A 22,714-nucleotide genomic window follows, 5' to 3' on the forward strand; every position below is an offset into this window, starting at 1 on the left:
GCGTAGAGCGAGTTGCCTCGCGGAAGCTGCGGCTTGGGGATTGTTCTTGTCCCAAGCGAAGGCGGTAAGCTGCCATTGTAGATAGGCAACAGCTTCTTCAAGGCGGCTTCGCCAAGAGCAACCACCGGCAAGGAGTTTCGACTGGACCGCACCGCTGCTATGTCGTGACCGGAATCTCGACAACTGGCCGGAGCGCTTCGAGCTGGCGTGCATACTTGCGGACGATCTTGTCGTAGAGATCACCAAGGTGCTTGGCGTGAACGCTGACGACAAGCGCGTAGGGCAATTCCTCCTCAGGCGAGAAATTGCGTCCGCCGAGACGAGCATTGTAGTGGATGTCGAGTACGGGATTGCGCAACGTCTTGCCCATGAACGACACGCGCGTGTGCAGACAATTCTCCCATTTCCACGCGTCGCGGCGCAACTCGTCTTCCATCAGGCCGCTCTGCGTCTTGCCGAAGAAGCTTTTGCTGTCGGCATGAACCTGGTTCGGATCATTGCGCTTCTGATCGTGTGGCCTGAATGTCGGCTCCAGCCCTGCGCGCGTGTAATTGCCGGGATGATGCGGATCGACCCCCGTGGGATAGCAGAGCGTCGCGGTGATCGTGACCTTGCCGGGGACGGTGCCGGACGGCATCGGGATCGGAGCGCGGATATAGCGGGTCGGTGCGACGTTGCCTTGATAGACCACGCGAACGGTGTCGTCGTCGCACAGCACGATGTCCTGCACCGACCGAGCGACCCGGCCGCGGCCGACATCTTCGGCCGGATAATCGGACGGTTCGGCCGTGTGGATGAGGAGTGCACGGATGGCGAGCATGCTGAGGCTGTCGCCGAAATGCGCCCGGACGCCGGCGCCAAGGCGCAGCACTGAAGGCGCCGAGAAAGATGTGCCTTCCGTGGCTTCGAACGCCGCCTTGGCTTTTTCGCTGACAACGATGAAGGGCCGTTGCAGGCATCCGCCGAATTCCAGGAAGTCCGGCTTGACGACGCCGGGGCTGCGGCCCGGACCAACCGAGCTGTAGTCGGTGCGCTGCCACGGGGCCGCGGGATTGTCGCAGGCTCCGACAGCAAGCGCGTTCACGCAGTCAGACGGAACCTGGATGCGATTGAAGCCGCCTTTCGCCGGTCCGTCTCCGTCGTTGCCAACCGCAATCGTCGCCAGGGTCTTTCCGGCTGAGAGACGTTCATCGATGACGGCAGCCCACGGATGGATGTCATCATCTTCGATCGGAAGCCGCGGGCCGATGCTCAGGTTGATGAAGTCATAATGCTTTTCGGCGAGGACCTGGTCGATGCGGGAAAGCACCTCGTAGAGCTCGTGCGGATTCTGGTTCGGTGCCGTATCAAGGACCCGGTAATGATCGACTGCCGCATACGGGCGCGGGACCGGGTTTGACGGATCGATATGCCCGAACAGGAAGGCAGAACTGACGCCGACGCCGTGTTTCTGGAAATCGGGGATGGTGCCGCCGATGCCGGGCGGATCGATTGCCTTTACCCATTTGCCGATCGGATGGTTCTTCGGTACACCGCCGTCGAAGATGGCGACGCGGATTTTCGGATCGATAGGACCGGCGTTTGGCAGCGCGATGTCTTCCATGGGAACGCGCGACGAGCGGAATGTTGGTCGCATCATGCGCAGGGTCGGCATCTGCCGCAATGCGCGCACCGGGGTGAAGGTGGCTATCTCGTCTGCGAATTCAACGGGAGCGTCCAGCTCCACGAAGCACAAACCGCCGGCCGAGAACCGGCGGCCGAGGGTGTAGTCGACGCCAATTTCGTCGAGATATTCGCTGAACAGCGGAATGATCCCGTTCGATCCGGCGCCTGCATCGCTGTGCAGGACGACCTCGAATACGGTTTCCCCGGATTTCGGGAGCTTGCCCTTGATCTTGTCCCGCGGTGTGGGCGCAGCTACCTGTTCGATGGTCGGCAGCTCATTGGCTCCTGTGACCTGTTCGCCCCAACGGGGCAGCGCGTTGCGCCAGGCGCGAAAGGCTGCGCGGCTTCCCATCACGAACAACTCGGTGGTGATGGTCTCTTCGGGTTCGCGGCCCTTCGAACGCTTCTGCGGGGTTATGCGTCGCGGGCGGCTTCCGACCGGCTCCAGCCCTACCGATTCAAGCAGGCGCTCCGGGAAATAGGATTTCGCGATATATTCCGGATTGAGCGTAACCGTCGCCACGGCGCGATCATTGGGACAGGCCGCGTCCGGCAATTGATCAATGCCACGAACGACCCGGGCGAGCATCGGCGCGATGCGCTCCCTCGCCTCAGAGAACGTGTAGGGATGGCTCTTCGGCGCACCACCGCGAACTCCGGCAACGTCTTCGATAAGACGCTCGCCCTTTCCCAGCAAAAAATTGCGTTTGGTCATGACATATCTCTACCGTTCCTGGTTTTACCTTTCTTTCGCGGCTTGGCCGTGCGGCTCCGGATCGTGTCGCGCGCGACGCCGGTCAGCTCGCCGGCCTTACGCTGCGAGAGAAGCCCGCGATCGACGATGGCCGTCGCCAGCTGAATGCGCTTCGCCTTTGCGATGGACTTGTTTGTCAGCAGCCCGGCCAGCTGTTCTTCAAGAGGGACGTTGCCAAGAGCAGCGCTGCGCCTTGCCGTGGAGAGATCGCGTTCGATGTCGCTGAAGGAGCGTCCGGCAAAGCCAGCTGCAAGCAAACCGCTCCACTGTTTGGTAGCAGGGAAATAAGGTGCGAGGGTCCCGTCAATGAAACGAGCGATCGCTTCCTGGTTCGGAAGGGGAAACTCGACGTGCAGCTCAAACCTTCGCCATATGGCAGGATCGAGAAGGTCAGGGTGGTTGGTCGCAGCAAGAAGCACACCCGAGGTCGGCCAGTCGTCGATCTGCTGAATGAGGACTGTGACGAGCCGTTTAAGTTCGCCGATCTCGCCGCGATCGTCGCGGCGTTTGGCAATCGCATCCAGTTCATCGAGCAGAAGGATGCAGTCGATGGTCTTGGCGTATTCGAGCACGTGACGCAGGTTGCTGCCCGTCCTGCCCAGAAGGCTGCTCATGACGGCTGCCAGATCGAGGATCAGGAGCGGGCGTTTGAGTTCACGCGCCAGCCAGTACGCTGCCATTGTCTTGCCGACGCCGGGCGGTCCAACGAAAAGGGCGGCGCGCGCCGGATCGAGACCGGCGCGGGCAAGCGCCTGAGGGTTTCGGCGCTCTTCCACGATCTGGCGCAGCGCGACTTCGCAATCGGGCGAAAAGACAGGCTCGTGATCGAGAACAGGTTCGGTCTCGACGCGCATGAGGTGAAGACGAGAGTCGATGTCAACCGGAAGCGGGACTTCCGCCTGCCGACGCAAGGGGGAAGCCGGCGACGGCGCCTCGTGAAGGAGGCTGGTAAGCGCCTCGGCGAATTGGGGAACGGCCTGCTGATAGCGTTTAGCCGCGCGCCGCAGGACCACCTGCACATCCTGGATGCGGCCTGATAGTGCAGTGCGGGCGAGTTGGAGAAAGTCGGTTTCGATGTTGGTCTTCGCAGGTTCTGGCATGTCTCAATCGGTACAGGAGTTCAATAGGCCCCCACCCTAGCAGGGTGGACGAGTTTTCCCATGAGAAATGAAAACTCGTCCACAGTTCAGAAAACAATAATAAAATCAGTGTATTGAGCATGGACGAATTTAAGGTCTGCCTCGGCCGGCAAGCCGAATCCATAACCTGCGCCACCATGGCAACACCGGGGTCGCCGGCTGTGCCGGTGCGGGCCGTGGCGCAAAGGTCTGCTTGCGGATGTCGAACAATGGATTTCCGGTTTCGTCCGGCGGGTGGTGGGGACAGACGTGATCCTTCAGCAGGTCCATGCGGGAATTGCGCGTGACCGTACCCTTGTTGCCGTCGTAATCTAGGAACACGAAGGCGGGCGGGTTCGGGTACCACGGCGTGAGCACCTGGGTCAGCAGGCCGACAGCCGTCGATGCAAGGACGCCATTCGACCAGACGACCTGCGGGCGAGAGCCGGCAGCGCCGTACTTTCGGGCTTCCTGCTCGAGCCTTTCATCGGTGATGAAACCGCAGCAGCGCATACAGGGCGCACCCGGCATCGAGAGAATAACCTGGCCGCTGACCAGAAATCCCAGCTTGCCGAGATCATGCACATCCATGCCGATATCGATGTAGGGAATCAGGTGACGGCGGGCGAAACGCTCAAGCTGTTCCCGCTCTCGGAAGCCATCGACCGCGCCCACGATGACAGCGCAGCGCTTGAGATCGTCGACGGCATTGTGCCAGTCATCCTGCAACGAAATAATCCGCGCCTTGGGATGAAGGCCCCGGATGAGCCGCGCCGCGATGGCGACCTTCGACATGCGCGCATCCACGTCGGCGAGCGTGCCGCCGATCAGGCGGTTGGTGTTGGTGTCCTCGATCACGTCCGGGTCGGCGTTCACATACCCGCCCACGCCCATATGAGCGGTCTGCTGCGCGACATGCGATCCGCCGCCGCCGAGGCCAACAATGCCGATGGTCGTGCTCTCGAGGATCGCGTCGCTGTTCGTCCCGAGGAAGCTCTGTCGATCGAGACGGCTCATGCGGCCCTCCATGTGTGAACGGGCATGCCGACCTCGGTGAAGCGTGCCACAAACGGCTGCGGCGCGTCGCGGCCCAGCCAGACCTGGCCGAACGCGGCCGTGTCGCTCAGGACAATCGCGCCGTGCACGGCGTGGGGGGCGACCGAGGTGAAATTCGGGATGAACCTGGCATTCTCGCGGTTGTCGATGCCGCTGAATCCGGGCACGCCGTGGCCCCCATGCGTATGCACGTGGAAGATCGCAGCACGGTCGTTCATCGCCCACTGGCGCGCGCGGCGGATCGCATCGGCGCTCATCATGGCACCGACGCTCGGGTCCTGCAGGTACTCCTCGTCGCGCACCGGGCGGTATTCCCGGGCGAGAATCAGGAGATCGTCGTGCGCGGCGGCAAGACCTGCCGCGATGAACCCGACGCGCTCGTGCGCGAAGGCATGTGGGCGGCGCAGATCGGCGCGGACGACCGCCAGCAGAGCCCTGGTGATCTTGAAATGGATGTTCATGCAATCGCCCTCAGATGGGCCAGCAGGATCTGCGTCCACCGCAGGGTGGCGGGCACGTGGTTCCAGGAGGGCGCCCACCAGTTGCGCTCGACAACGCGGTGCGGATTCCAGTTGGCGCCGCGCCCTTCGATCTTGTTCGCGAAGAACAGGCGGGTGTCATAGCCCGAGTGCGCGAACGGCACGAGCAGCAGGTCCATGCGGTACGGCATGTCGCCGGCCATGAAACCGAAGGAGGGCAGCAACGCGACGTGCTGGCCGCCCTCCTTGAGGAGGACGGCCTCACTGTGCATCGCCTGCAGCCCGGCGAAGTTGGCGGCAGCGTCGGTCACGACGAACCTCCGCACGGCACCTGCTCGAAGAAGCGCATGCCGTCCTTCACCCGGAGCTTCTTGCCGGGCTTGAGCTCGGTGAGGTTGCCTTCCTCGTTGATGACCTCGAGAACGTAGCCCTGCTGCCCGCCGAACAGGCTCTTGAGCTGCTCGGTGGTGTAGGTGCCGCGGGGAATCTCCCGGGGGTTGTTCTCGAAGAACACCGTGATGAGGCGCTTCTCGGTGTGCAGATGCTCCGTGCCGGCCTCGCCAAGGTCGAGCTCGTCGCCGGGCTTGAGCTCCACGTCGTTGTCGTCGCGGTCGAGGATGATGACCTCGTCGTCACGCACGCGGCCGATGATCCGCAGCTCCGGCTCGGCAATCTTGCGGACACCCCATTCGAAGCCGTGATCGTCGAGGGTGAACCGGAAGATGCGGTCGCTCTCGAAAGCACGGAACGCCTCGGTGCCCGGCGCGGTAAGATCGACAGTCTCGTCGAGCCCGATCGAGCGGGTACCCTTGGGCATAAGCTGGATCAGCACGAAATCGCCCGCCGGCCCGAAGCCCGCCTTATCGAGGATGCGTTCACCCTTGGGCTGCGCATCGCCGAATTCGACCGCGGTGCCATTCACGGTCGTGGTGAACTTGCCGTCCGGCCCGGGGCGGCGCGCCGCCTCCGCTTCGACAGGTTGGCTGCGGCCCTGACCGCCAGTCTGGGCATTTTCCATCTTCGTCGTCCTTATCTTTCCGCCGGCCCATCGCCAGCTCGGTAGTGATAAGTTAGGGTGGCATGCAAAGAATGTCAAGCATTTTACGAGCACGCTTGACGTTCTTATCGTTTCGGATTAAATACATCAACGGAATCAATAAGTTTGGTGGGGAACCGCGATGGCAAAGAAGAGCGATGAGCCTGAGGTCAAGCTCACGCTTGGACAATATCTCGCCTCCATACGTGAAGACCGGGACCTCTCCCAGCGCGATGTCGAGAAGGCCACCGGCAAAGTCGTGTCCAACGCGTACTTGTCCCAGATCGAAAATGGCCTGATCAAAAAACCAAATCCGAACATCCTGCACGCGCTCGCAGAGCTCTATGCGGTGAGTTACGAGGACCTGATGGAGCGCGCGGGCTACATCGTGCCAACGCGCTCGCGCAGTGCAGGGCAGCGGCACGGCCGCATCGCCACCTTCGCCGAACATAATCTGACCGACGAAGAGGAAGCGAAGCTCGTCGAGTTTTTGGGATACCTGCGAAGCAGAAAGAAGCCCGGTGGTGAATGAAAGCTGACGACAGCAGTCTCGATCCCGAGGATTTGCGCGCCGTGCATGCCGCTGCACGGCGCGCACTGGACCGGGCATCGGCATGGGGCGTATTTCCGACGCCGACGCCCGTCATCCTGGAAGCGGCTAGTCTGAAGATTGCGCCCAAGAGCGCATTCGATCCGAGCCGGATCACTGAATATCTGATCGGCAAGGCGGAAAACGCCGCTATAACGCTCAAGTCTGCGATCGCAAAGGTGTTCGGCATTTACGACGCCAGCGAGCAGCTGATTCATATCGACGACGGCGTTCACAAATCCAAGCAAAACTTCCTCAAGCTGCATGAGGTAGGGCACCACGAGCTCCCTGCTCATCGCAGCGCATTCCGCCTGTTCCACGATTGCGAGAAAACCCTCGATCCCGAAATCTCCGATCTGTTCGAGCGGGAGGCGAACAATTTCGCCAGGTTTGTCCTCTTTCAGGGCAACGGTTATGCGGCGATGGCCGCGGACCACAAACTTGAGCTGCGCACCCCGATGAGGCTCGCGGGGAAATTCGGGGCATCTATGCCTCTTGCCGCGAGTTCGTGCGCACGCATCACCGGGCTTGTGTCATCTACATCCTCGAGCCGGTCGCTTGCTGCGAGCGCACCGGCGCCCGCGCCGAGGTCCGGCGGATCGAGGCATCACCGGCCTATCTGAAGCAGTTCCGCCGGCCGGATGAGGACGTGATAACCCTCGATCATTCGCTCGGCCGCGTACTACCGATCGGCAGGAAAATGACCCGTCCGACGACGGTTTCAATCACCGACCGTAACGGTCAGGCCCACCAATGCATTGCAAAGGCATTCAACACGACCTTCAATATCCTACTGCTGGTCTACCCGGTGAAGGCCCTTACGAGCACCACGATCATCCTTAGGGATCAGGCGCTCGCAGCACCTAGCCAACGAGGCGGCGAAGATACACCCGGCGCGGCCACGATTGGACGCATCGCTTCAAGAAGGTCGCCCATGACGCCTGGCGGATCAAGGCGAGCTCGGCCGTGGTGGCGAGATCGTGGTACCAGCCGCCGACGGCACGACCGACTTCTCTTTCGTCATAAGCATGGGAGCTCTCCTGCCGGCAGGAATCCCTGCGGCCGGCATTCGTTCCCCGTCACAGAGCAGGGATTCGAAATCGCACTGCTTCGGCGAAGCTTCAGCGCCACATCCCTCGCATGCGAGCTCCGATGTCGATTCGCGGCCCCTGGCTTGGGCCGCGCGCAGCGGCGTCTGCAGACGCTATAGGCCAGTTCGCACGGTCGAACAGGCCAGGCAACTTCTCGGGGACGAAGCGGGTTCGCGATGCATAAACGTGCCGGTCACCCTGGGAGTGCTGACCGTGTGTGAAGAAACGCTGTGGCACGACCAGATGAAGATCGTCCTTCGCCCGCGTCATCGCGACGTAGAGAAGGCGGCGCTCTTCCTCGAGCTCGGCAGAGGTGCCGGCTCCCAGGTCAGACGGCATGCAGCCGTCGACTACGTTGAGGACGTACACCGACTTCCATTCCTGGCCCTTGGCCGAGTGGATGGTCGATAGGATCAAGTAGTCCTCGTCCAGCAACGGCACGCCGGCCTGGTCGCTGGTCGCGTCCGGCGGATCCAGGGTGAGTTCCGTCAGGAAGCGTTCGCGCGAAGCATATCCGCCGGCTATCTGTTCCAGTTGAACGAGATCGGCGCGCCGGACTTCAGCGTCTTCGTGAATGCGCTCAAGATGTGGTTCGTACCAGTGGCGGGCACGCTCCAGGTCCGATGGCCATTCCGAATATCGGAGATTTCCAATAGTCTCGACAAAGGTAGTCCAATCGCCGCCGGCGCGGGGCGGGCAGGGAAGGGTACAAAGCGCGCCGAGCGGGTCGCTGGCCTCCGCCATATGATCGAGAATGCGCTGTGCGGAAGCAGGACCGATACCCGGCAATAGGTGCATCACGCGGAACCCGGCAACGCGATCACGTGGATTTTCGACGAACCGCAATAGTGCGAGCAAGTCCTTGACGTGCGCGGTGTCGAGAAATCTCAGGCCGCCGAACTTGACGAACGGGATGTTGCGACGAGTGAGTTCAATCTCAAGCGGGCCACTGTGCGAAGAGGTGCGGAAAAGCACCGCCTGTTGTTTGAGGAGGGCCCCTTCTTCTCGGTGTTCGAGAATGCGCTCGACGATGTAGCGCGCCTGGTCGGCCTCGTCGCGCACGGCAACCAGGCGAGGTTTGGCGGATGACGAGCGCTCCGTCCATAGGTTCTTGGTGAAGCGCTCCTTGGCGAGATCGATAACGCCGTTTGCGGCGGAGAGGATCGGCTGCGTCGAGCGATAGTTGCGGTCGAGGGTGATGATGTCTGCGCTCGGGCTGAATTGTTCGGGAAAATCGAGAATGTTGCGAACTGTGGCTGCCCGGAAGGAATAGATCGATTGTGCATCGTCGCCGACCCCGGTGAGGCCACGGCCCCCCGGCTTCAATGTCAGCAGAACCGATGACTGCAAACGGTTCGTGTCCTGATATTCGTCGACGAGGACATGATCGAAGCGGCCGCCGACATCGTCGGCGATGCCGGCATCGGACATCATCTGTGCCCAGTAGAGAAGGAGATCATCGTAATCGAGAACGTTCTGCTTCTGCTTGGCCTCGACGTACGCCGCAAAAAGCTCCTTGAGTTCATTGGCCCAGCCAGCGCACCACGGGTAAGACGCTCCGAGCACCTGCTCCAGTTCGGCCTCGGCGTTGACGCAGCGTGAATAGATTGAAAGGCACGTGCCCTTGGCCGGAAAGCGGCTCTCGGTCTTCGAGAGCCCGCGCTCGTGCCTGACCAGATTCATCAGGTCGGCCGAGTCCTCGCGATCGTGAATAGTAAAAGCGGGATTGAGGCCGATCTGGTCGGCATATTCGCGAAGCAGCCGGGCACCAATACCGTGGAAGGTGCCGGCCCAACTGAGGGCGTCGGTCATGATGCCGGCGTCCGCACCGAGAACCTTGCGTGCGATCTGCTCGACCCGTTTCGACATTTCGGACGCGGCGCGCCGCGAGAACGTCATCAACAAGATCCGGCGAGGGTCAGCACCGCTGACAATGAGATGGGCGACGCGCTGAGCAAGGGTGTTCGTCTTGCCGGATCCTGCGCCGGCAATGACAAGCAGTGGTAGCCCAACATGGCTGTTGCCGCAGATGCCGTGCTCGACGGCTCGGCGCTGCTCCGGGTTGAGCGTCTCAAGATATGATGCGGCGGTCGACGCGAGCACGAATCAGTTCCCCTGCTGAAATTCAACGCTCGATGGTTCCCGGGGGAACCGCAACAAGTTCGACTACGCTGCGGTTGCCGTCAGAGCACGTGGTAAATCCTTTGCTTTGTCCCTCCGCGTGTTCCGATGTACGGCCGAAAGGCAGCCTACGCCGCTACCTTGTCTTCCTTATCGGCCCCGCGCATGACGATATGGAGCGCACTATCGGGCAGCGGACGCTGCAGCGCCTTCGCCTCATCCCACGGAGCGCGCATCCAGACGTCGCGTCCTTCCTCGGTCGTCAGGATCACTGGCATTGCCTTTGGGTGGATCGGCGCGACGATCGCGTTCGGGGACGTGGTCAAGAAACCATAGACGAGATGAGGACCGGGGATCGGCTTCGACTTCGTGCCGCGGTCTCCGTTGAATTCGGTCCATATGCCGGCAAAGCAAAACACCGGCCGGCTGTCGCCGAGTGCAAACCAGACGACGTCCTTCTTCTTGGCCTCCGGATTCGCCTCCGGAGCGTATTCGGCGAAGCTGTTCGCGGGCACAAGGCAGCGGTTTTCCGGCTTCAGCCAACTGCGCCAGTGGGGGGAGGACGTGTTACGAATATTCGTCACTGGCGGGCCACCGTTCCTTGGTGGCGGCGGCATGCCCCAGCGCATCAACACCATCTCTTCAGCATCACCCGCGTTGCGGATCACCGGTGCCGGATAATCCGGAAAAACACCGGGCATCGCCGGCAGGTTGCCGACATACTGGTTCATGCGTCTGAACAGGCCGGCAATCGCCGCCTGGTTCGTGGTGATCGAATACAGATTGCACATGTCAGCGGTCGCTCTCGACGGCTAACGACACCGCCAGGCCGCGGCACTGCGCGTGACCGAATATCACCTGGTCTGCATGTCCAGCCGTCACGATGACGTCCTCACCCCGTTCTGTTCAAATGATCGCATCATGATGCCGTCGAGAATCTTGCCGGCGGCGGCCCGAACCTTTCGTTCAGTGTCCTCAGGCATAGGTGGCAGCTTATAGGTCGCTGCGAGATCGGAAAGTTCCCTATGTACATCCGTACGGAAGCCACGCGGGTCATCCGCCAATTCCGACACGATCTGGTATAGTGTCGCGAGCATGAACTGGATCGCCATGTCGGCTCCCATCTGCTCGGCCTGGTCGTCCGTGATGAAGGAAAGCCTGTCCTGATGTTTCATCGCTGCTTCACCACACGCTGACTCTATCCCGTGTAGGGTCCGAAAGCGTCCGCGCGTGTAGGCATGCGACACGGCCTTCCTCAACTCCGCTATCTCCGATTCCAAGAGATTGTTCGCAATGATTAGCGCGCGAACAGCCGAACGCGGATCGCCGCCGCAGACGGCGATCGCCTGATCAACAGCGGCTTCAAGGCCATCGTCCTGTTCGTTCGGCTGAGAGACCGAGGACATGGCCCTGTTCCAGGTTGACCGTCGATGGCGTATGTTCCTATTTTGTTCTCATGGAGTCAAGCCGCCGTTTCAAGCCGCCCTGGACGCTGATCCGGGAAAATTCGGAGTGCTACGTGGTCAAGGACGCCAACGGCGTGACCTTGGCATGGCTCTATTGCCATGATGACACGCAGCGCTACAGCTTCGGCGTCAGCAAGCTATCCTCGGATGAGGCCCGCCGCATCGGCAAGGCGATCGCGCGCATCCCCGAATTCATGATGCCGCGCCAGGGCTTCTATCCGCGCGGCGGCGGACCACGCTGGCGCGAAGACCGGCCATACCACGTCGCGCTCGAAGACCGTTACATCCGTGAGCACTGGGATGAAATCAACGCACTCTGCAGGTTGAATAGCCTGCCGTTGAATGCGACCGGCGAGGTGATTGAGAATGATGGCGTTTGGAGAGTCTACGAATTTACCTGGCAGATGGATGCAATCCTGTTCTGGGAGCGATTCGAGGGACGCTGGCTGCGCGGTACGGAGTTTCACTATCCTGAGCGGCCTGAGAATCTGCCGTCGCTGAAGCCGCTCGAGAACTGGCCGAATTCAATCCGCGCGATTTGCGATAATCGACGGGTGTCCAACGCCATGATCAAGCGCCGGACACTGCTATTTATGCTCTTCCTGCTCTTCTCGGGCGAGGCGCTGTCCGATGACCTTGTTGGTCAAGCCACTGTCGTTGATGGCGACACACTGCAAATTCATGGAGCACGCATCCGGCTCTGGGGAATCGACGCGCCGGAGAGCAGCCAGCTATGCCGCGGCGAAGACAGTTCGCAATATCGTTGTGGCGGCAAGGCAGCAACCGAACTTGACGCATTCATTGCCCGGCGTCCGGTTAACTGCTCCCCCGTTAGCTTCGACCCATATGGCCGGACGGTTGCGACCTGTTCGGTCGGCGGCAACGATCTCGGCGAATGGCTTGTTCGCAAGGGTCTGGCGCTGGATTGGCCCCAATACTCCAAAGGCCGATATGGTGGCGCTCAGCGCGAAGCCGAACACGCTGGCCGCGGAATCTGGAAGGGCAGCTACGTCGAGCCGTGGCTCTACCGAGGCTGCATCCGCGCAAGCGGAAAGCCCGCCGACTGTTCGGACGACGCAAATGCCCATCCTTGATGGACTCTAATGCAGGCCGTCAATCCACAACGACGGTGGCCTATCCCCACGGTCGCAGGTGGCTCTGGCGTGGTTTGGGCGACTCACGCTAACCCATCAATCTCAACCACCTCACTGCACAAAAGAAAAAAATGGTTGCAGCTACCCGTGAACTACCGGCCTCTGGTTACGCGCTTGAAGTGGACGGCCGACTCAAAGCCGAATTTGCGACCAAAGACGGGGCGAGGGCAGGTGGAGAAGAACTAAAGAAACGTTTTCCCATGCTTCAGGTCAGGATCTATGATGCGCAGACGAATGCACGCGAGGAAATCTAGTCTAAGCGAATTCTGCTTGTGCGCATCCGCTAGCCGCGGACCGGGCTCTCGTGAACCGAGCCGCTGACGCGTCTCGGCCGTCCGGTTTCGATCCCTTGCGCGGGTACGGTGTCGCTCGCCGGAGGCTCTCGCGTTAGGAGGCCGCCGGCATTGCATGCCGGCGCCGCTATCACTGCCCCGAACGCGGGTGCCTTGTTAACCGGTCTCGCGACTGCAGTAGCCTCGTTGCCCGCGGGCATTTCATGCCCGCGTCGCTATCACTGCCCCTTCGTCGGCTGCCTTCTCTCTGCCTCCGCTCCGCTTCGGCCGAAGGGTCTCTTCCTGAGATATCGTACAATGCGCGGTACGCTCCCTGCGGAGTCGTCAAGAGCGAGAGGAAAGCTGGGATTTTCGTGACGGGTTGGAGGCCGAGAGAGAGTCTCGCGGTGCCCGTCATGGAGATTACCCATGACCCAGCTGAATGTAATGGACGCCACTCGCGGTGAGCGCGGCGGCTACAAGGTGGATGTGAGCCGTGGTGAGCGCGTCGGCCGCGTGTCCTCGGAATGGTTTTCCCGGCCGGCGGGCGAGCGATACCTGTCCCTCTCCGAGCTGTTCGGCGCCATCCGCGGACGCGCCGAGCGAAGCCGGACCCGGACGGTCGAGAGCGAAAAGATCAGGGTGGAAGCCAGCCGCGACGACGCCGAGCGCCTGACCCTGCTGTTGCCGGGTGAGGAGGTGCCGCTTGCGCCGACCCACTGGAGCTTCGGGCAGCTCACAACCATGATTGGCGCGCCGTCGACCTATTTGCGCCAGCTCCCGGCACCTCTTGCCGCCATCAATCTTCAGTACGGGCTGACCTCGCATCGCGCCGAACTGATCAAGACGCTAGAGGTCGAGGACGGACGCGTTGAGCTGCGCGCGGTGACCAGCCCCGACTATGGCCGTATCTTTGACCACGAACTGGTCGCCGCCGTGCAGCGAATCGCAGGCAATGGCACCGGCGATACGCGATGGAAGATCCCGGGTGTGCTCGACTGGTCCACGGGCGTCTATAACCCCTGCGTCGACATCACGAAAAACACGACCACGCTGTACGCGTCCGATCGCGATGTCTTCCTGTTCCTGGTCGACGACCTCAACCCGATTGAGGCAGGGACATTGCCGGATGGCTCGCCCGATCTCTACTTCCGCGGCTTCTATTGCTGGAATTCGGAGGTGGGGGCCAAGACGCTCGGGATCGCGAGTTTCTATCTCCGCGCTGTTTGCCAGAATCGCAACCTTTGGGGCGTCGAGGATTTTGAGGAGATCACCATCCGTCACTCGAAATATGCCGCCTCACGCTTCGCCCACGAGGCGGCGCCGGCGCTGACTCGCTTCGCCAATTCCTCGCCCATGCCTTTCGTCAATGGCATCAGGGCTGCGCGCGAGCGCATCGTCGCGCGCACGGACGACGAGCGCACCGAATTCCTGCGCAAGCGTGGCTTCGGCAAGTCGGAGACCGCGAAGATCATCGATGTGGTGCTGGCCGAGGAAGGCCGCAAACCCGAGAGCATCTTCGACTTCGTACAGGGCATTACTGCCGTCGCACGGGACAAACCCCATCAGGATGCCCGGCTCGACCTCGAGGCACGAGCGAAGAAGCTACTCGATCGGGTCGCCTGACCCTGTCGTGTTGCTCCAAACCATTCCGCACGGCCGGCTTCAGCCCTCGTGCTTCTGCTTCAACGTCGCCCTCCAGAGGAAGAGGGCGGCGCTCGGCTTCGTGACGGGCCAGAAGGTCCAGAGAAAGGCTTTGGATCGTCCGTCGTGGAGCAACTTCAATGGCAAAATCCGTTCAGAAGATCACGCTGAGCCAATCCCGTGACATTCCCTTCAACAAGCTGGTGCTGAGCCAGTCCAACGTGCGCCGCATCAAGGCGGGCGTCTCGATCGAGGAGCTTGCGCAAGACATCGCGCGCCGCACGCTCCTCCAAAGTCTCTCGGTCCGGCCTGTCCTTGATGGCGACGGGAGCGAGACAGGCATGTTCGAGGTCCCGGCTGGTGGAAGGCGCTATCGCGCGCTTGAGCTTCTGGTCAAACAGAAGCGACTTGCCCGCACAGCACCGATTCCCTGCGTCGTGAGGACCGAAGGTCTCGCCGAGGAGGATTCGCTTGCCGAGAATGTCCAGCGCGCGCCGCTCCATCCCCTCGATCAATTCCGCGCCTTCCGCGACTTGCGTGAGAAAGGCATGAGCGAGGAGGAGATCGCGGCTGCCTTCTTCGTTAGCGTCCAGGTCGTGAAGCAGCGACTCAAGCTCGCCTCCGTCTCGTCAAGGCTGCTCGACGTCTATGCTGAGGATGGCATGACGCTCGATCAACTGATGGCGTTCACGGTCAATCCGGATCACGACCGGCAGGAGCAAGTCTGGGAGGCTTTGCAGCGTTCGCACAACAAGGAACCATATCCGGATGTCGTATCCGCCCTGGTCGATGCAGAGAGGAAAGCGCAGTTCGAGGAAGCTGGCAGCCATTATGAATCGAGCTACTACCTGACCTTTCTCTATCTGCCGCCGGCAGAGAGTGCGGCCGTGGCCGAGCGCCTCCTCTACGAGGGCAGCCATCGCAGCGCCGGAAGTGATGCGCGCGAGGTGCTGAGTAGCTTCATCGACCGGACCAACCGCGTGCTGCAGCTCGTCGAAGGTTTCATGCCGGAATGCGGCTGGCTCGATGACGAGCAAACACTGACTTACCTGCATTCGACGGTCTCCACCAGGCGGCATCGCGTTCGCGTGCCGGAAATCCCGATGTACCTCGATGCGCTGCTCGCCGACCAGCCGTTGACAGGCGGACTTGAGCCGATGCTGGGTGAGGCGCATGTGCGTGTTTTGACGGTCGTGGGCTTTCCCACAGCGACCACGCCCGGGATTCTCGACGATCTCAACCGCCTCGCGTTTCCGTATCGCTGGTCGACCCGGGCTATCATGCTCGACAAGACCGACGCCACAAAACTCCTGACCAGAATCAGGCGCCAATGGTTTGCCAAGCGCAAGTCGATCGCCGCGATCCTCAAGGAAGTGATGACGAACGAAGCCTCCACCCTTCTGGATACCGATGCCCACAATAAGGCCATGGACGCAGATAGCGCGCTCCAGGAACTTGGCTCCGATCAGATCGGCGAGGCGTTCGTGACGGCTACCGTCACGGTTTGGGACCGCGACCCGAGCGCCGCAGATGAAAAGCTCCGCCTCGTCGAAAAGGTGATCCAGGGCCGCGACTTCACCTGCATGGCCGAGACGGTGAATGCCGTCGAAGCCTGGCTCGGCAGCCTGCCGGGACAAGTCTATGCCAACGTCCGCCAGCCGCCGGTCTCGACCTTGAACCTCGCCCACATGATCCCGCTTTCTGCGGTCTGGGCGGGTGAGGTGAGGGACAGCCATTTCAAGGCGCCTCCGCTGTTCTTTGGCAAGACGGAGGGTTCGACCCCGTTCCGGTTCTCGCTGCACGTCGGCGATGTTGGGCATACCTTGATCGTCGGACCGACCGGTTCCGGCAAATCGGTGCTGCTTGCGCTGATGGCGCTGCAGTTCCGACGATATCCGCAAGCGCAGATCTTTGCCTTTGACTTCGGCGGCTCAATCCGCGCAGCCGCAATCGCCATGGGTGGAGATTGGCATGACCTTGGTGGTGCTGTTGCTGGAGAAGCTGAGTCAGTGGCGCTGCAGCCGCTTGCGCGCATTGACGATATCGCCGAGCGGGGCTGGGCGTCCGATTGGATCACCTCGATCCTGACGCGCGAGCGCATTGAGGTCACACCCGAGACCAAGGATCATATCTGGTCGGCGTTGACCTCACTTGCATCGGCTCCAGTTGGGGAGCGAACGCTCACGGGCCTCTCCGTGCTGCTCCAATCCAATGCGCTCAAACGTGCGTTGCAGCCCTTTTGTCTCGGCGGGCCGCACGAGCGGCTGCTCGACTCGGAAGGCGAGCGGCTGGGGGAAGCGTCCGTTCAGGTGTTCGAGACCGACGGGTTGATCGGAACCTCTGTCGCGCTGGCGGTTCTTGCCTATCTGTTTCACCGGATCGAGGACCGTTTCGACGGCCGACCGACGCTGCTGATTATCGACGAGGGCTGGCTTGCGCTCGATGATGCGAATTTTGCCGGCAAGCTCCGCGAGTGGTTGAAGACGCTGCGCAAGAAGAACGCGTCCGTGGTGTTTGCGACCCAGTCGCTTGCTGACGTCGACGGATCTGCAATTGCGCCCGCCATTATCGAGAGCTGCCCGACCCGGATTCTCTTGCCCAATGATCGCGCGATCGAGCCGCAGATCATGGCGGTCTACCAGCGCTTTGGGCTGAATGACCGGCAGATTGAGATCCTGGCGCGCGCGACGCCCAAGCGCGACTACTACTGTCAGTCGCGCCGCGGTAATCGGCTCTTTGATCTGGGTCTTGGCGAAATCGCGCTTTGCTTTGCAGCGGCGTCTTCCAAAACCGATCAGGCTCTCATCGAGCGGGTTCTTGCCGAGCACGGACGGAACGAATTTGTCACCGGCTGGCTGAGGGCGCGCGACCTCAGCTGGGCCTGCAATCTCATTCCACAGCTTGCCAAAAAAGGAGGCCTCTCGTGAAACGTCTTCGTTTGGTTATGGCAGCAAGCGTCATCGCAGCTTGCGTGCTCCAGGCGCCCCGGGAAGGGAAGGCGCAGTGGATCGTGTTCGATCCCAACAAACGTGCAGAATGTGCTCACGGCCGCCCGCGAGCTGCAGCAGATCAACAATCAGATCACCTCGCTGCAGAACGAAGCGCAGATGTTGATCAATCAGGCGACAAACCTTGCGAGCCTGCCGTATTCGTCGTTGCAGCAGCTCGAACAGTCGTTTCAGCGCACCCAGCAGCTGCTTTCTCAGGCTCAGCGCATCGCCTATAACGTGCAGCAGATCGATCGCGCGTTCTCCACGACTTACGCGCCAGCGTCCATGAGCATGTCCGACGGCCTGCTCGTCGCAAACGCGCAAACGCGCTGGCAGAACTCGGTTGCCGGGCTGCAGGACGCCATGCGGGTGCAGGCAACCGTCGTCGGCAATCTCGACACCAACCGGACCCAAATGTCGGCCCTGGTTACAGCGAGCCAAGGGGCCTCAGGTGCGCTCCAGGCAACCCAGGCCGGTAATCAGCTCCTGGCGCTGCAGGCACAGCAATTTGCGGATCTTACCGCCGCTGTTGCTGCGCAAGGCCGCGCGCAAACGCTTGAATCCGCGCAGCGGGCAGCCGCCCAGGACCAGGGGAGGGAGCAGCTGCGGCGCTTCCTGACGCAAGGCGCCGGCTATCAACCGACAACCGTGCAGATGTTCCACTAATGATGAAGAACAGATTTGAACGGCTGCCGATCGCGGTGGCAGTTGGCCTAGCAGTCCTGAGCGTCGCGGCCTGCGCCATTCGGCTGCGTGGCGACGAAAGCGCGACCCAATCTTCCGCCTCGCTCGCTCCGAAGGCCGATGCGACGGCGGCAAAGCTCGAGCAATGCCGAACCGTCACCTACGAGCAGAAGGAAGCTCTTCTCGAGTGCCAAAAGATCTGGGCCCAGCGCGGCCAGTTTTTGGGGGGAAGCGGATCCCCAAGCCGCGGGGTCGGTACGGCGCCATTCTCCTCTCCCGTCCCACGTAAGGACGAAAGCCGCGTCCAACCCGGTCATCCCTCCATTCCAAGTCAAAACGAGTGAGCCATGGGCGGCACCGGCGTCATCGACCAGTTCCTGGAAAACTTCACGCGCTACATCGATTCCGGATTCGGCCTTCTCAGTGGCGAGGTCGGCTATCTCGCCACGACGTTGGCCGCGATCGACCTCACGCTCGCAGGCCTGTTCTGGTCCTTTGGCCCTGACGAGGACGTTCTCGCTCGCCTCGTCAAGAAGACACTCTTCGTCGGTATCTTTGCGTTCATCACGGGCATTCGCTCCGATCTGCCGGGGCAAATCACGGCGCAAGTCACGGAAGCAGTCTACGACTCTCCTACCGGGCGAGCTCGCCTGATCCCTCAGGGAGCAAGGCTGATCGGGACGTACGACAGCCAGGTCGCATTTGGCCAGTCGCGTGTGCTCCTGATCTGGACGCGGCTCATCATGCCGGATGGCCGGTCGATTGTCCTGGAGCGGCAGCCCGGTGCAGACGCTGCGGGCTACTCCGGTCTTGAGGATGAAGTCGTCAACCATTGGAAGGAGCTGTTCGGCGCCGCAGCGCTCACGACGCTGCTCGCGGTCGGCACCGACGTGAATTCCGGGGCGGATACGGGTAGCACCAACAGCGACCTCATTGCTGCGCTGCGCCGCGGGGCAGGGGATTCGATCAACCAGACGGGCCAGCAGGTGGTCCGCCGCAATCTCAATATCCAGCCGACGTTGACGATCCGTCCGGGTTTTCCGGTGCGGGTGATCGTCAATCGCGATCTGGTGCTCGAGCCGTACAGGGGACGATAATGGCCAAACTCAAACTCGGTGCCATCGAGGATGATAAGCCGGTCAAGGTCACGCACGAACTACCTGCGAGTATCCACCGGGATCTTCTGGCCTACGCCGATATCCTCGCGCAGGAGACCGGTCAGCCGATCGGAGAACCAGCCAAGCTTATCGCGCCGATGTTGGCGCGGTTCATGGCAGCGGACCGGAGCTTCCGGAAAGCTCGACGGGCGCGTCAACGTCCGAGCGGGGGCGAGGAATAGCGGTCAGAGAGCAACTTCAGGAAGGCCGCCAACGCGGGGCCTTCATTGTCGGGGCGCCAATAGGCCGAAAACTTTAAGCAGCTCGGACCCGTGCCATCGCGCAGTTCTCGGTAGACAAGGCCCGCAAGATTTGCCCCCACATCGGACTCGAGTACCAAAGTTATTCCTGTGTTCATGCTAACCAAGCTTTTGATGATGCCGCGACTGACGTCGTGGCGCTCGATTTTGGGGCGATCCTCAGGGGACAAGAGCTTGGAAACCAGAAGATCTTCGAGCTCCTTTCCCGGGTCACAATGACTGAGCAGCACTGTCTCGCCGTGCAAATCGGTCCAGTGCACAGTCTCCCGCGCGGCTAGCGAATGATCATGGGGTAAGGCTACCAGAACACGCTCACTCCACAGCGGCATGGCTTTGTTGTCCAGCAATGGGAGGCTCCCTGTCACGATCAGGACATCGAGCACGCTGTTGCGAAGTGCTGCTGCTAGGCGCATCCGTGATCGTTCGACGGTCGCGAGTTCGATCTGGGGGAATTGCTCTTTGAACTCGAGTAGCAAGGCTTGCAGATTGCCCGCTGAAAGTGAGGTGCAGAAGCCGACGCTCAGGCGGCCGGTTTCGCTGTTCTGAACGGATCTCGCCGTTGCGATGAGCGCGTCGAATTCTTCCAGAATCGTACTGGCCAGCCGAAGAACGTCACAGCCGGCCCGGGTTGGGCGCACACCTCCGCTGAAGCGCTCAAAAATTTGTATGCCCAAATGGTGTTCGATCTCGCTAATTCTCCGGCTGACGCTCGATGTTGCGACCTCAGCAATTCCGCGGCTCTACGAAAGCTCCCGCAATCGGCCGCAGTAACGGCCGATCTCAGGTGTTTCAGTTCGATAGCTTTGCTGGCTTGAGGGGAAGGTCTTCGACGTGGAGTGTGCATCGTACTTCTAAGCGCGATGGCTTTTCGCTCCAATGGTGCAGCGATGCTGCGATTAGTACTTGCTTCCAAATCCTAGGCGGCCGCTCGGATGACTGGAGCCCAGAGGACCGGGCCCGCGATACGGCCGGCATAGCGAATTCGCTCTAAGGCATCGATCGACACCTCCAGGTAGCCTGCAACCGCCTTGGTATTTCCCAGCGGACGAGCCTTTCCGATCGGGCGTAGTGGCCATCCCGCACGGCGAAGGATACGGCTCCATGCGCGCGTCTGTGACGGTAACGATTTCGGTCAGTTCGACCGAGAGGCCGAACTCGATCATGGCTGCGAAAAGCTCGTACGTGGCGGTCGTAAGTCCTCCAGTCGCCTTCGGCGCATTTTGAGGAACGTCGAGCGCAAAGCGGCTGCTCTCCCAAATCTTCTCACTCCGCGGAGCCGGTTGCCCGTCCAGAAGAACTAGAAACGTGTCTCTAAGCATGGTGGGCCCGGTTGATGGGAGAAGCCGCACGCAACCTTGAAGCCGACCATCGGTCGATCGATGCAGTAGGTGCACTGGCCGAACGACGTCGAACTCGTCGACCTCCATATCGCCGCTGATCTGAACATCCCAGTCGAGCCGCTGTTTAAAGGTAAGCATCCGGCGGCGGCCCCCGGCCAGGCCGTTTTGGCGGCAGGCTGATCGCGCTTAAGCGGCGTGAGCGACGTTCTGAGGTCGCCAATTCCAGGGCAAAAGTTCGTGGATGCGCTTAGCGGGATAGTCCGGCAGGCGGGCCAGCACGTCGGCGAGCCAAGCCTGTGGATCGATGTCGTTGAGCTTGGCGCTGGCGATGAGGGTGTAGATCGCAGCCGCACGCCGGCCGCCCTCATCGGAGCCGGCAAAGGTCCAATTTCTTCTGCCCACGGCGACAGCCCGAAGCTCGCGCTCGGCGGCATTGTTCGACATGCAAAGCCGTCCGTCATCAAGGAAGCGGGTAAATGCGTCCCAGCGGCTGAGGCGGTAATTGATTGCCTTTGTCGTATCGTTGTTCCTGGAGAGCTTGGCGCGCTGTTCGCGCAACCACGCTTGAAGTTCGACGATCAGAGGGCGGCTACGCTCCTGGCGCACGCGCAGGCGCTCCTGCGGAGCAAGACCGTTGATCTCACGTTCGACGGCGAACAGGACATCGATGCGCTTGACCGCCTCGGCCGCGATCGGCGCCTTGCTGAGCCGCGCGAGATCGAAGAACTTGCGCCTGCCGTGAGCCCAGCATGCAGCCTCGACGATCGGGCCTGCCTTGCGATTGGCCTCGTAGAGCCTGCTGAAGCCGGCATAAGCGTCGGCCTGCATCAGCCCGGCATAGCCCGCCAAATGCTGCTCCGGATGCTCCCCACCACGATCCGGCGAGTAGAAGAACATGGCTGCGGGAGGATCCGGCCCGGCAAACGGACGGTCGTCGCGCACATAGGTCCAGAGCCGGCCGGTCCGGGTCTTGCCCTTGGCGAGAACCGGCACCGTGGTGTCATCCGCATGGATGCGCTCGGCAGCGAAGACATGGCTCCGGATTGCGTCGACCAGCGGCATCAGGGTTGCGGCCGACGCGCCCACCCAGTCGGCGAGCGTCGAGACATCGAGGTCGATGCCTTCGCGCTGGTAGACGTCGCTCTGACGATTGAGCGGCAGGTGCAGGCCGTACTTGGCGAACAAGACATGAGCGAGCAGCTTCGGCCCTGCACGCCCGCGCGCAATTGGATGCGAGGGCGCCGGCGGCTGGCTGATCGCTTCGCAGGCCCGGCAGACGAACTTCTCGCGCACGTGCTGGATCACCTTCCACTGGCGCGGAATGAGTTCCAGCATCTCGGTCACGTCCTCGCCGATCTTGCGCAATCGGTTGTCGCCGCAGCATGGGCAGGTCCCTGGCACCGGATAGACAATGCGCTCCCGTGGCAAATGCTCCGGCAGCGGCCGGCGCGCCGGCTTGCGGCGCTCGAACGATGGCACCGCAATCTTCTCGGCTGCCGCCGCGGTCTCGGCTTGCGCGGCGTTCTCCTCCAGATCAGCGAGCTGCAGTTCGAGCTGGTCCAATAGTGCCCCGCGCTCGGAGGACTGTCCGAACTGCTGGTGCCGCAGCTTCCTGATCGTGAGTTTGAGCTTCTCGATCAGCAATGTCCGCGCTTGGGCCTCGGCTTCCGCAGCCAACCGGGCCGCGCGCTCGGCGCGCAACATTGCCTTCAACGCGGTCACATCGTTGGGGAGAGAATCATCGGCGCCCATCGCCGACCAGAGAATCACAACATGGAGGCTCTGTCCGGGCTGCCGAGCACGTAATCGATTCAAATCCCGGCGATCAGCCCGCCGCC

At 61.7% G+C, this 22,714-nt stretch carries 20 protein-coding genes and 3 pseudogenes; 11 read left to right on the forward strand and 12 right to left on the reverse strand.

Going from position 1 to position 22,714, the window contains the following annotated elements; genetic code table 11:
- Positions 1 to 157 precede the first annotated feature (157 nt).
- The 6 genes from YUO_RS0135535 to YUO_RS0135560 all read right to left on the reverse strand — a co-directional run bounded on the left by YUO_RS0135535 (position 158) and on the right by YUO_RS0135560 (position 6,090).
- Positions 158 to 2,380 (reverse strand): S8 family peptidase, encoded by a 2,223-nt coding sequence (locus YUO_RS0135535; protein ID WP_028351433.1) that lies wholly within the window; start codon positions 2,378 to 2,380, stop codon positions 158 to 160.
- Positions 2,377 to 3,519, reverse strand: a complete 1,143-nt coding sequence (locus YUO_RS0135540) for an AAA family ATPase (protein WP_028351434.1) — start codon at positions 3,517 to 3,519, stop codon at positions 2,377 to 2,379. Before YUO_RS0135540 ends, YUO_RS0135535 begins: the two co-directional genes overlap by 4 nt.
- Positions 3,520 to 3,648: 129 nt before the next feature.
- Entirely contained in the window at positions 3,649 to 4,554 is a 906-nt protein-coding gene (locus tag YUO_RS0135545) for a HesA/MoeB/ThiF family protein (RefSeq protein ID WP_235782942.1), read from the reverse strand.
- A complete protein-coding gene (locus YUO_RS0135550) occupies positions 4,551 to 5,054 on the reverse strand; it encodes a hypothetical protein (RefSeq protein ID WP_028351436.1) in 504 nt (167 codons plus the stop codon). The genes YUO_RS0135545 and YUO_RS0135550 overlap by 4 nt, the downstream gene beginning before the upstream one ends.
- Positions 5,051 to 5,383, reverse strand: coding sequence for a hypothetical protein (locus YUO_RS0135555; RefSeq protein WP_028351437.1), 333 nt, complete (start codon positions 5,381 to 5,383; stop codon positions 5,051 to 5,053). Before YUO_RS0135555 ends, YUO_RS0135550 begins: the two co-directional genes overlap by 4 nt.
- Positions 5,380 to 6,090 carry a multiubiquitin domain-containing protein gene (locus tag YUO_RS0135560; protein WP_028351438.1) on the reverse strand — a complete coding sequence of 237 codons (711 nt, stop codon included), beginning with the start codon at positions 6,088 to 6,090 and terminating at the stop codon, positions 5,380 to 5,382. Before YUO_RS0135560 ends, YUO_RS0135555 begins: the two co-directional genes overlap by 4 nt.
- A 160-nt stretch (positions 6,091 to 6,250) precedes the next feature.
- Here YUO_RS0135560 and YUO_RS0135565 point away from each other — a divergent pair, with 160 nt between their 5' ends.
- The 3 genes and pseudogenes from YUO_RS0135565 to YUO_RS48775 all read left to right on the forward strand — a co-directional run.
- Complete coding sequence (locus tag YUO_RS0135565) at positions 6,251 to 6,640, forward strand: helix-turn-helix domain-containing protein (RefSeq protein WP_028351439.1); 390 nt, start codon at positions 6,251 to 6,253, stop codon at positions 6,638 to 6,640.
- Positions 6,637 to 7,320, forward strand: a complete 684-nt coding sequence (locus tag YUO_RS42900; protein WP_063830349.1) for an ImmA/IrrE family metallo-endopeptidase — start codon at positions 6,637 to 6,639, stop codon at positions 7,318 to 7,320. The genes YUO_RS0135565 and YUO_RS42900 overlap by 4 nt, the downstream gene beginning before the upstream one ends.
- A 219-nt stretch (positions 7,321 to 7,539) precedes the next feature.
- Positions 7,540 to 7,713 (forward strand): annotated as a pseudogene (locus tag YUO_RS48775) (non-homologous end-joining DNA ligase); the annotation flags it as partial.
- 105 nt (positions 7,714 to 7,818) lie between these two features.
- On the opposite strand, the gene YUO_RS0135575 reads toward YUO_RS48775, so the two are convergent.
- The 3 genes from YUO_RS0135575 to YUO_RS48780 all read right to left on the reverse strand — a co-directional run bounded on the left by YUO_RS0135575 (position 7,819) and on the right by YUO_RS48780 (position 11,315).
- Positions 7,819 to 9,891 (reverse strand): ATP-dependent helicase, encoded by a 2,073-nt coding sequence (locus tag YUO_RS0135575; protein WP_028351440.1) that lies wholly within the window; start codon positions 9,889 to 9,891, stop codon positions 7,819 to 7,821.
- A 146-nt stretch (positions 9,892 to 10,037) separates the two neighbouring features.
- On the reverse strand, positions 10,038 to 10,700 hold the full coding sequence (locus YUO_RS0135580) for an SOS response-associated peptidase (RefSeq protein WP_028351441.1): 663 nt from the start codon (positions 10,698 to 10,700) through the stop codon (positions 10,038 to 10,040).
- 87 nt (positions 10,701 to 10,787) lie between these two features.
- Positions 10,788 to 11,315, reverse strand: a complete 528-nt coding sequence (locus tag YUO_RS48780) for a hypothetical protein (RefSeq protein WP_063830350.1) — start codon at positions 11,313 to 11,315, stop codon at positions 10,788 to 10,790.
- Between the two features lie 113 nt (positions 11,316 to 11,428).
- Between YUO_RS48780 and YUO_RS48785 the strand changes: the two genes are divergently transcribed.
- The 8 genes and pseudogenes from YUO_RS48785 to YUO_RS0135635 all read left to right on the forward strand — a co-directional run bounded on the left by YUO_RS48785 (position 11,429) and on the right by YUO_RS0135635 (position 19,458).
- A complete protein-coding gene (locus YUO_RS48785; protein WP_347335961.1) occupies positions 11,429 to 12,469 on the forward strand; it encodes a thermonuclease family protein in 1,041 nt (346 codons plus the stop codon).
- A gap of 131 nt (positions 12,470 to 12,600) precedes the next feature.
- Positions 12,601 to 12,783 carry a hypothetical protein gene (locus YUO_RS0135600; protein WP_028351442.1) on the forward strand — a complete coding sequence of 61 codons (183 nt, stop codon included), beginning with the start codon at positions 12,601 to 12,603 and terminating at the stop codon, positions 12,781 to 12,783.
- A 447-nt stretch (positions 12,784 to 13,230) separates the two neighbouring features.
- Positions 13,231 to 14,427, forward strand: a complete 1,197-nt coding sequence (locus YUO_RS0135605) for a hypothetical protein (protein ID WP_028351443.1) — start codon at positions 13,231 to 13,233, stop codon at positions 14,425 to 14,427.
- Positions 14,428 to 14,585: 158 nt separating this feature from the next.
- On the forward strand, positions 14,586 to 17,372 hold the full coding sequence (gene trbE, locus YUO_RS42915; RefSeq protein ID WP_083754865.1) for a conjugal transfer protein TrbE: 2,787 nt from the start codon (positions 14,586 to 14,588) through the stop codon (positions 17,370 to 17,372).
- Positions 17,369 to 18,101, forward strand: a pseudogene (gene trbJ / locus YUO_RS42920) (P-type conjugative transfer protein TrbJ). The gene trbE and the pseudogene trbJ overlap by 4 nt, the downstream one beginning before the upstream one ends.
- A 2-nt stretch (positions 18,102 to 18,103) precedes the next feature.
- Positions 18,104 to 18,463, forward strand: coding sequence for a putative entry exclusion protein TrbK-alt (gene trbK-alt, locus YUO_RS0135625; RefSeq protein ID WP_235782943.1), 360 nt, complete (start codon positions 18,104 to 18,106; stop codon positions 18,461 to 18,463).
- A 3-nt stretch (positions 18,464 to 18,466) separates the two neighbouring features.
- Complete coding sequence (locus tag YUO_RS42925) at positions 18,467 to 19,216, forward strand: TraB/TrbI/VirB10 family type IV secretion system protein (RefSeq protein WP_156908916.1); 750 nt, start codon at positions 18,467 to 18,469, stop codon at positions 19,214 to 19,216.
- Positions 19,216 to 19,458 (forward strand): DUF2274 domain-containing protein, encoded by a 243-nt coding sequence (locus YUO_RS0135635; RefSeq protein WP_028351445.1) that lies wholly within the window; start codon positions 19,216 to 19,218, stop codon positions 19,456 to 19,458. Before YUO_RS42925 ends, YUO_RS0135635 begins: the two co-directional genes overlap by 1 nt.
- Here the strand turns inward: YUO_RS0135635 and YUO_RS42930 are convergent.
- The 3 genes and pseudogenes from YUO_RS42930 to tnpC all read right to left on the reverse strand — a co-directional run bounded on the left by YUO_RS42930 (position 19,431) and on the right by tnpC (position 22,628).
- Positions 19,431 to 20,210, reverse strand: a complete 780-nt coding sequence (locus tag YUO_RS42930) for a LysR family transcriptional regulator (protein ID WP_347335962.1) — start codon at positions 20,208 to 20,210, stop codon at positions 19,431 to 19,433. The genes YUO_RS0135635 and YUO_RS42930 overlap by 28 nt on opposite strands.
- A 242-nt stretch (positions 20,211 to 20,452) precedes the next feature.
- A pseudogene (locus YUO_RS42935) lies at positions 20,453 to 21,035 on the reverse strand (acyl-homoserine-lactone synthase).
- 27 nt (positions 21,036 to 21,062) lie between these two features.
- The gene (gene tnpC / locus YUO_RS0135650; RefSeq protein WP_035728364.1) at positions 21,063 to 22,628 is read right to left on the reverse strand and encodes an IS66 family transposase; all 1,566 of its coding nucleotides are present in this window, start codon (positions 22,626 to 22,628) and stop codon (positions 21,063 to 21,065) included.
- Positions 22,629 to 22,714 lie beyond the last annotated feature (86 nt).

Origin of the sequence: Bradyrhizobium murdochi, from assembly GCF_000472965.1 — a bacterium.
GTDB classification, from domain to species: Bacteria; Pseudomonadota; Alphaproteobacteria; order Rhizobiales; family Xanthobacteraceae; genus Bradyrhizobium; species Bradyrhizobium murdochi.

What these genes read in the sequence shown, in the direction of transcription:
- YUO_RS0135535 (WP_028351433.1), bottom strand. Translation starts at nt 2,380, where the DNA reads ATGACCAAACGCAATTTTTTGCTGGGAAAGGGCGAGCGTCTTATCGAA.
- YUO_RS0135540 (WP_028351434.1), bottom strand. Translation starts at nt 3,519, where the DNA reads ATGCCAGAACCTGCGAAGACCAACATCGAAACCGACTTTCTCCAACTC.
- YUO_RS0135545 (WP_235782942.1), bottom strand. Translation starts at nt 4,554, where the DNA reads ATGAGCCGTCTCGATCGACAGAGCTTCCTCGGGACGAACAGCGACGCG.
- YUO_RS0135550 (WP_028351436.1), bottom strand. Translation starts at nt 5,054, where the DNA reads ATGAACATCCATTTCAAGATCACCAGGGCTCTGCTGGCGGTCGTCCGC.
- YUO_RS0135560 (WP_028351438.1), bottom strand. Translation starts at nt 6,090, where the DNA reads ATGGAAAATGCCCAGACTGGCGGTCAGGGCCGCAGCCAACCTGTCGAA.
- YUO_RS0135565 (WP_028351439.1), top strand. Translation starts at nt 6,251, where the DNA reads ATGGCAAAGAAGAGCGATGAGCCTGAGGTCAAGCTCACGCTTGGACAA.
- YUO_RS42900 (WP_063830349.1), top strand. Translation starts at nt 6,637, where the DNA reads ATGAAAGCTGACGACAGCAGTCTCGATCCCGAGGATTTGCGCGCCGTG.
- YUO_RS0135580 (WP_028351441.1), bottom strand. Translation starts at nt 10,700, where the DNA reads ATGTGCAATCTGTATTCGATCACCACGAACCAGGCGGCGATTGCCGGC.
- YUO_RS48780 (WP_063830350.1), bottom strand. Translation starts at nt 11,315, where the DNA reads ATGTCCTCGGTCTCTCAGCCGAACGAACAGGACGATGGCCTTGAAGCC.
- YUO_RS0135600 (WP_028351442.1), top strand. Translation starts at nt 12,601, where the DNA reads ATGGTTGCAGCTACCCGTGAACTACCGGCCTCTGGTTACGCGCTTGAA.
- YUO_RS0135605 (WP_028351443.1), top strand. Translation starts at nt 13,231, where the DNA reads ATGACCCAGCTGAATGTAATGGACGCCACTCGCGGTGAGCGCGGCGGC.
- trbE (WP_083754865.1), top strand. Translation starts at nt 14,586, where the DNA reads ATGGCAAAATCCGTTCAGAAGATCACGCTGAGCCAATCCCGTGACATT.
- trbK-alt (WP_235782943.1), top strand. Translation starts at nt 18,104, where the DNA reads ATGAAGAACAGATTTGAACGGCTGCCGATCGCGGTGGCAGTTGGCCTA.
- YUO_RS42925 (WP_156908916.1), top strand. Translation starts at nt 18,467, where the DNA reads ATGGGCGGCACCGGCGTCATCGACCAGTTCCTGGAAAACTTCACGCGC.
- YUO_RS0135635 (WP_028351445.1), top strand. Translation starts at nt 19,216, where the DNA reads ATGGCCAAACTCAAACTCGGTGCCATCGAGGATGATAAGCCGGTCAAG.
- tnpC (WP_035728364.1), bottom strand. Translation starts at nt 22,628, where the DNA reads ATGGGCGCCGATGATTCTCTCCCCAACGATGTGACCGCGTTGAAGGCA.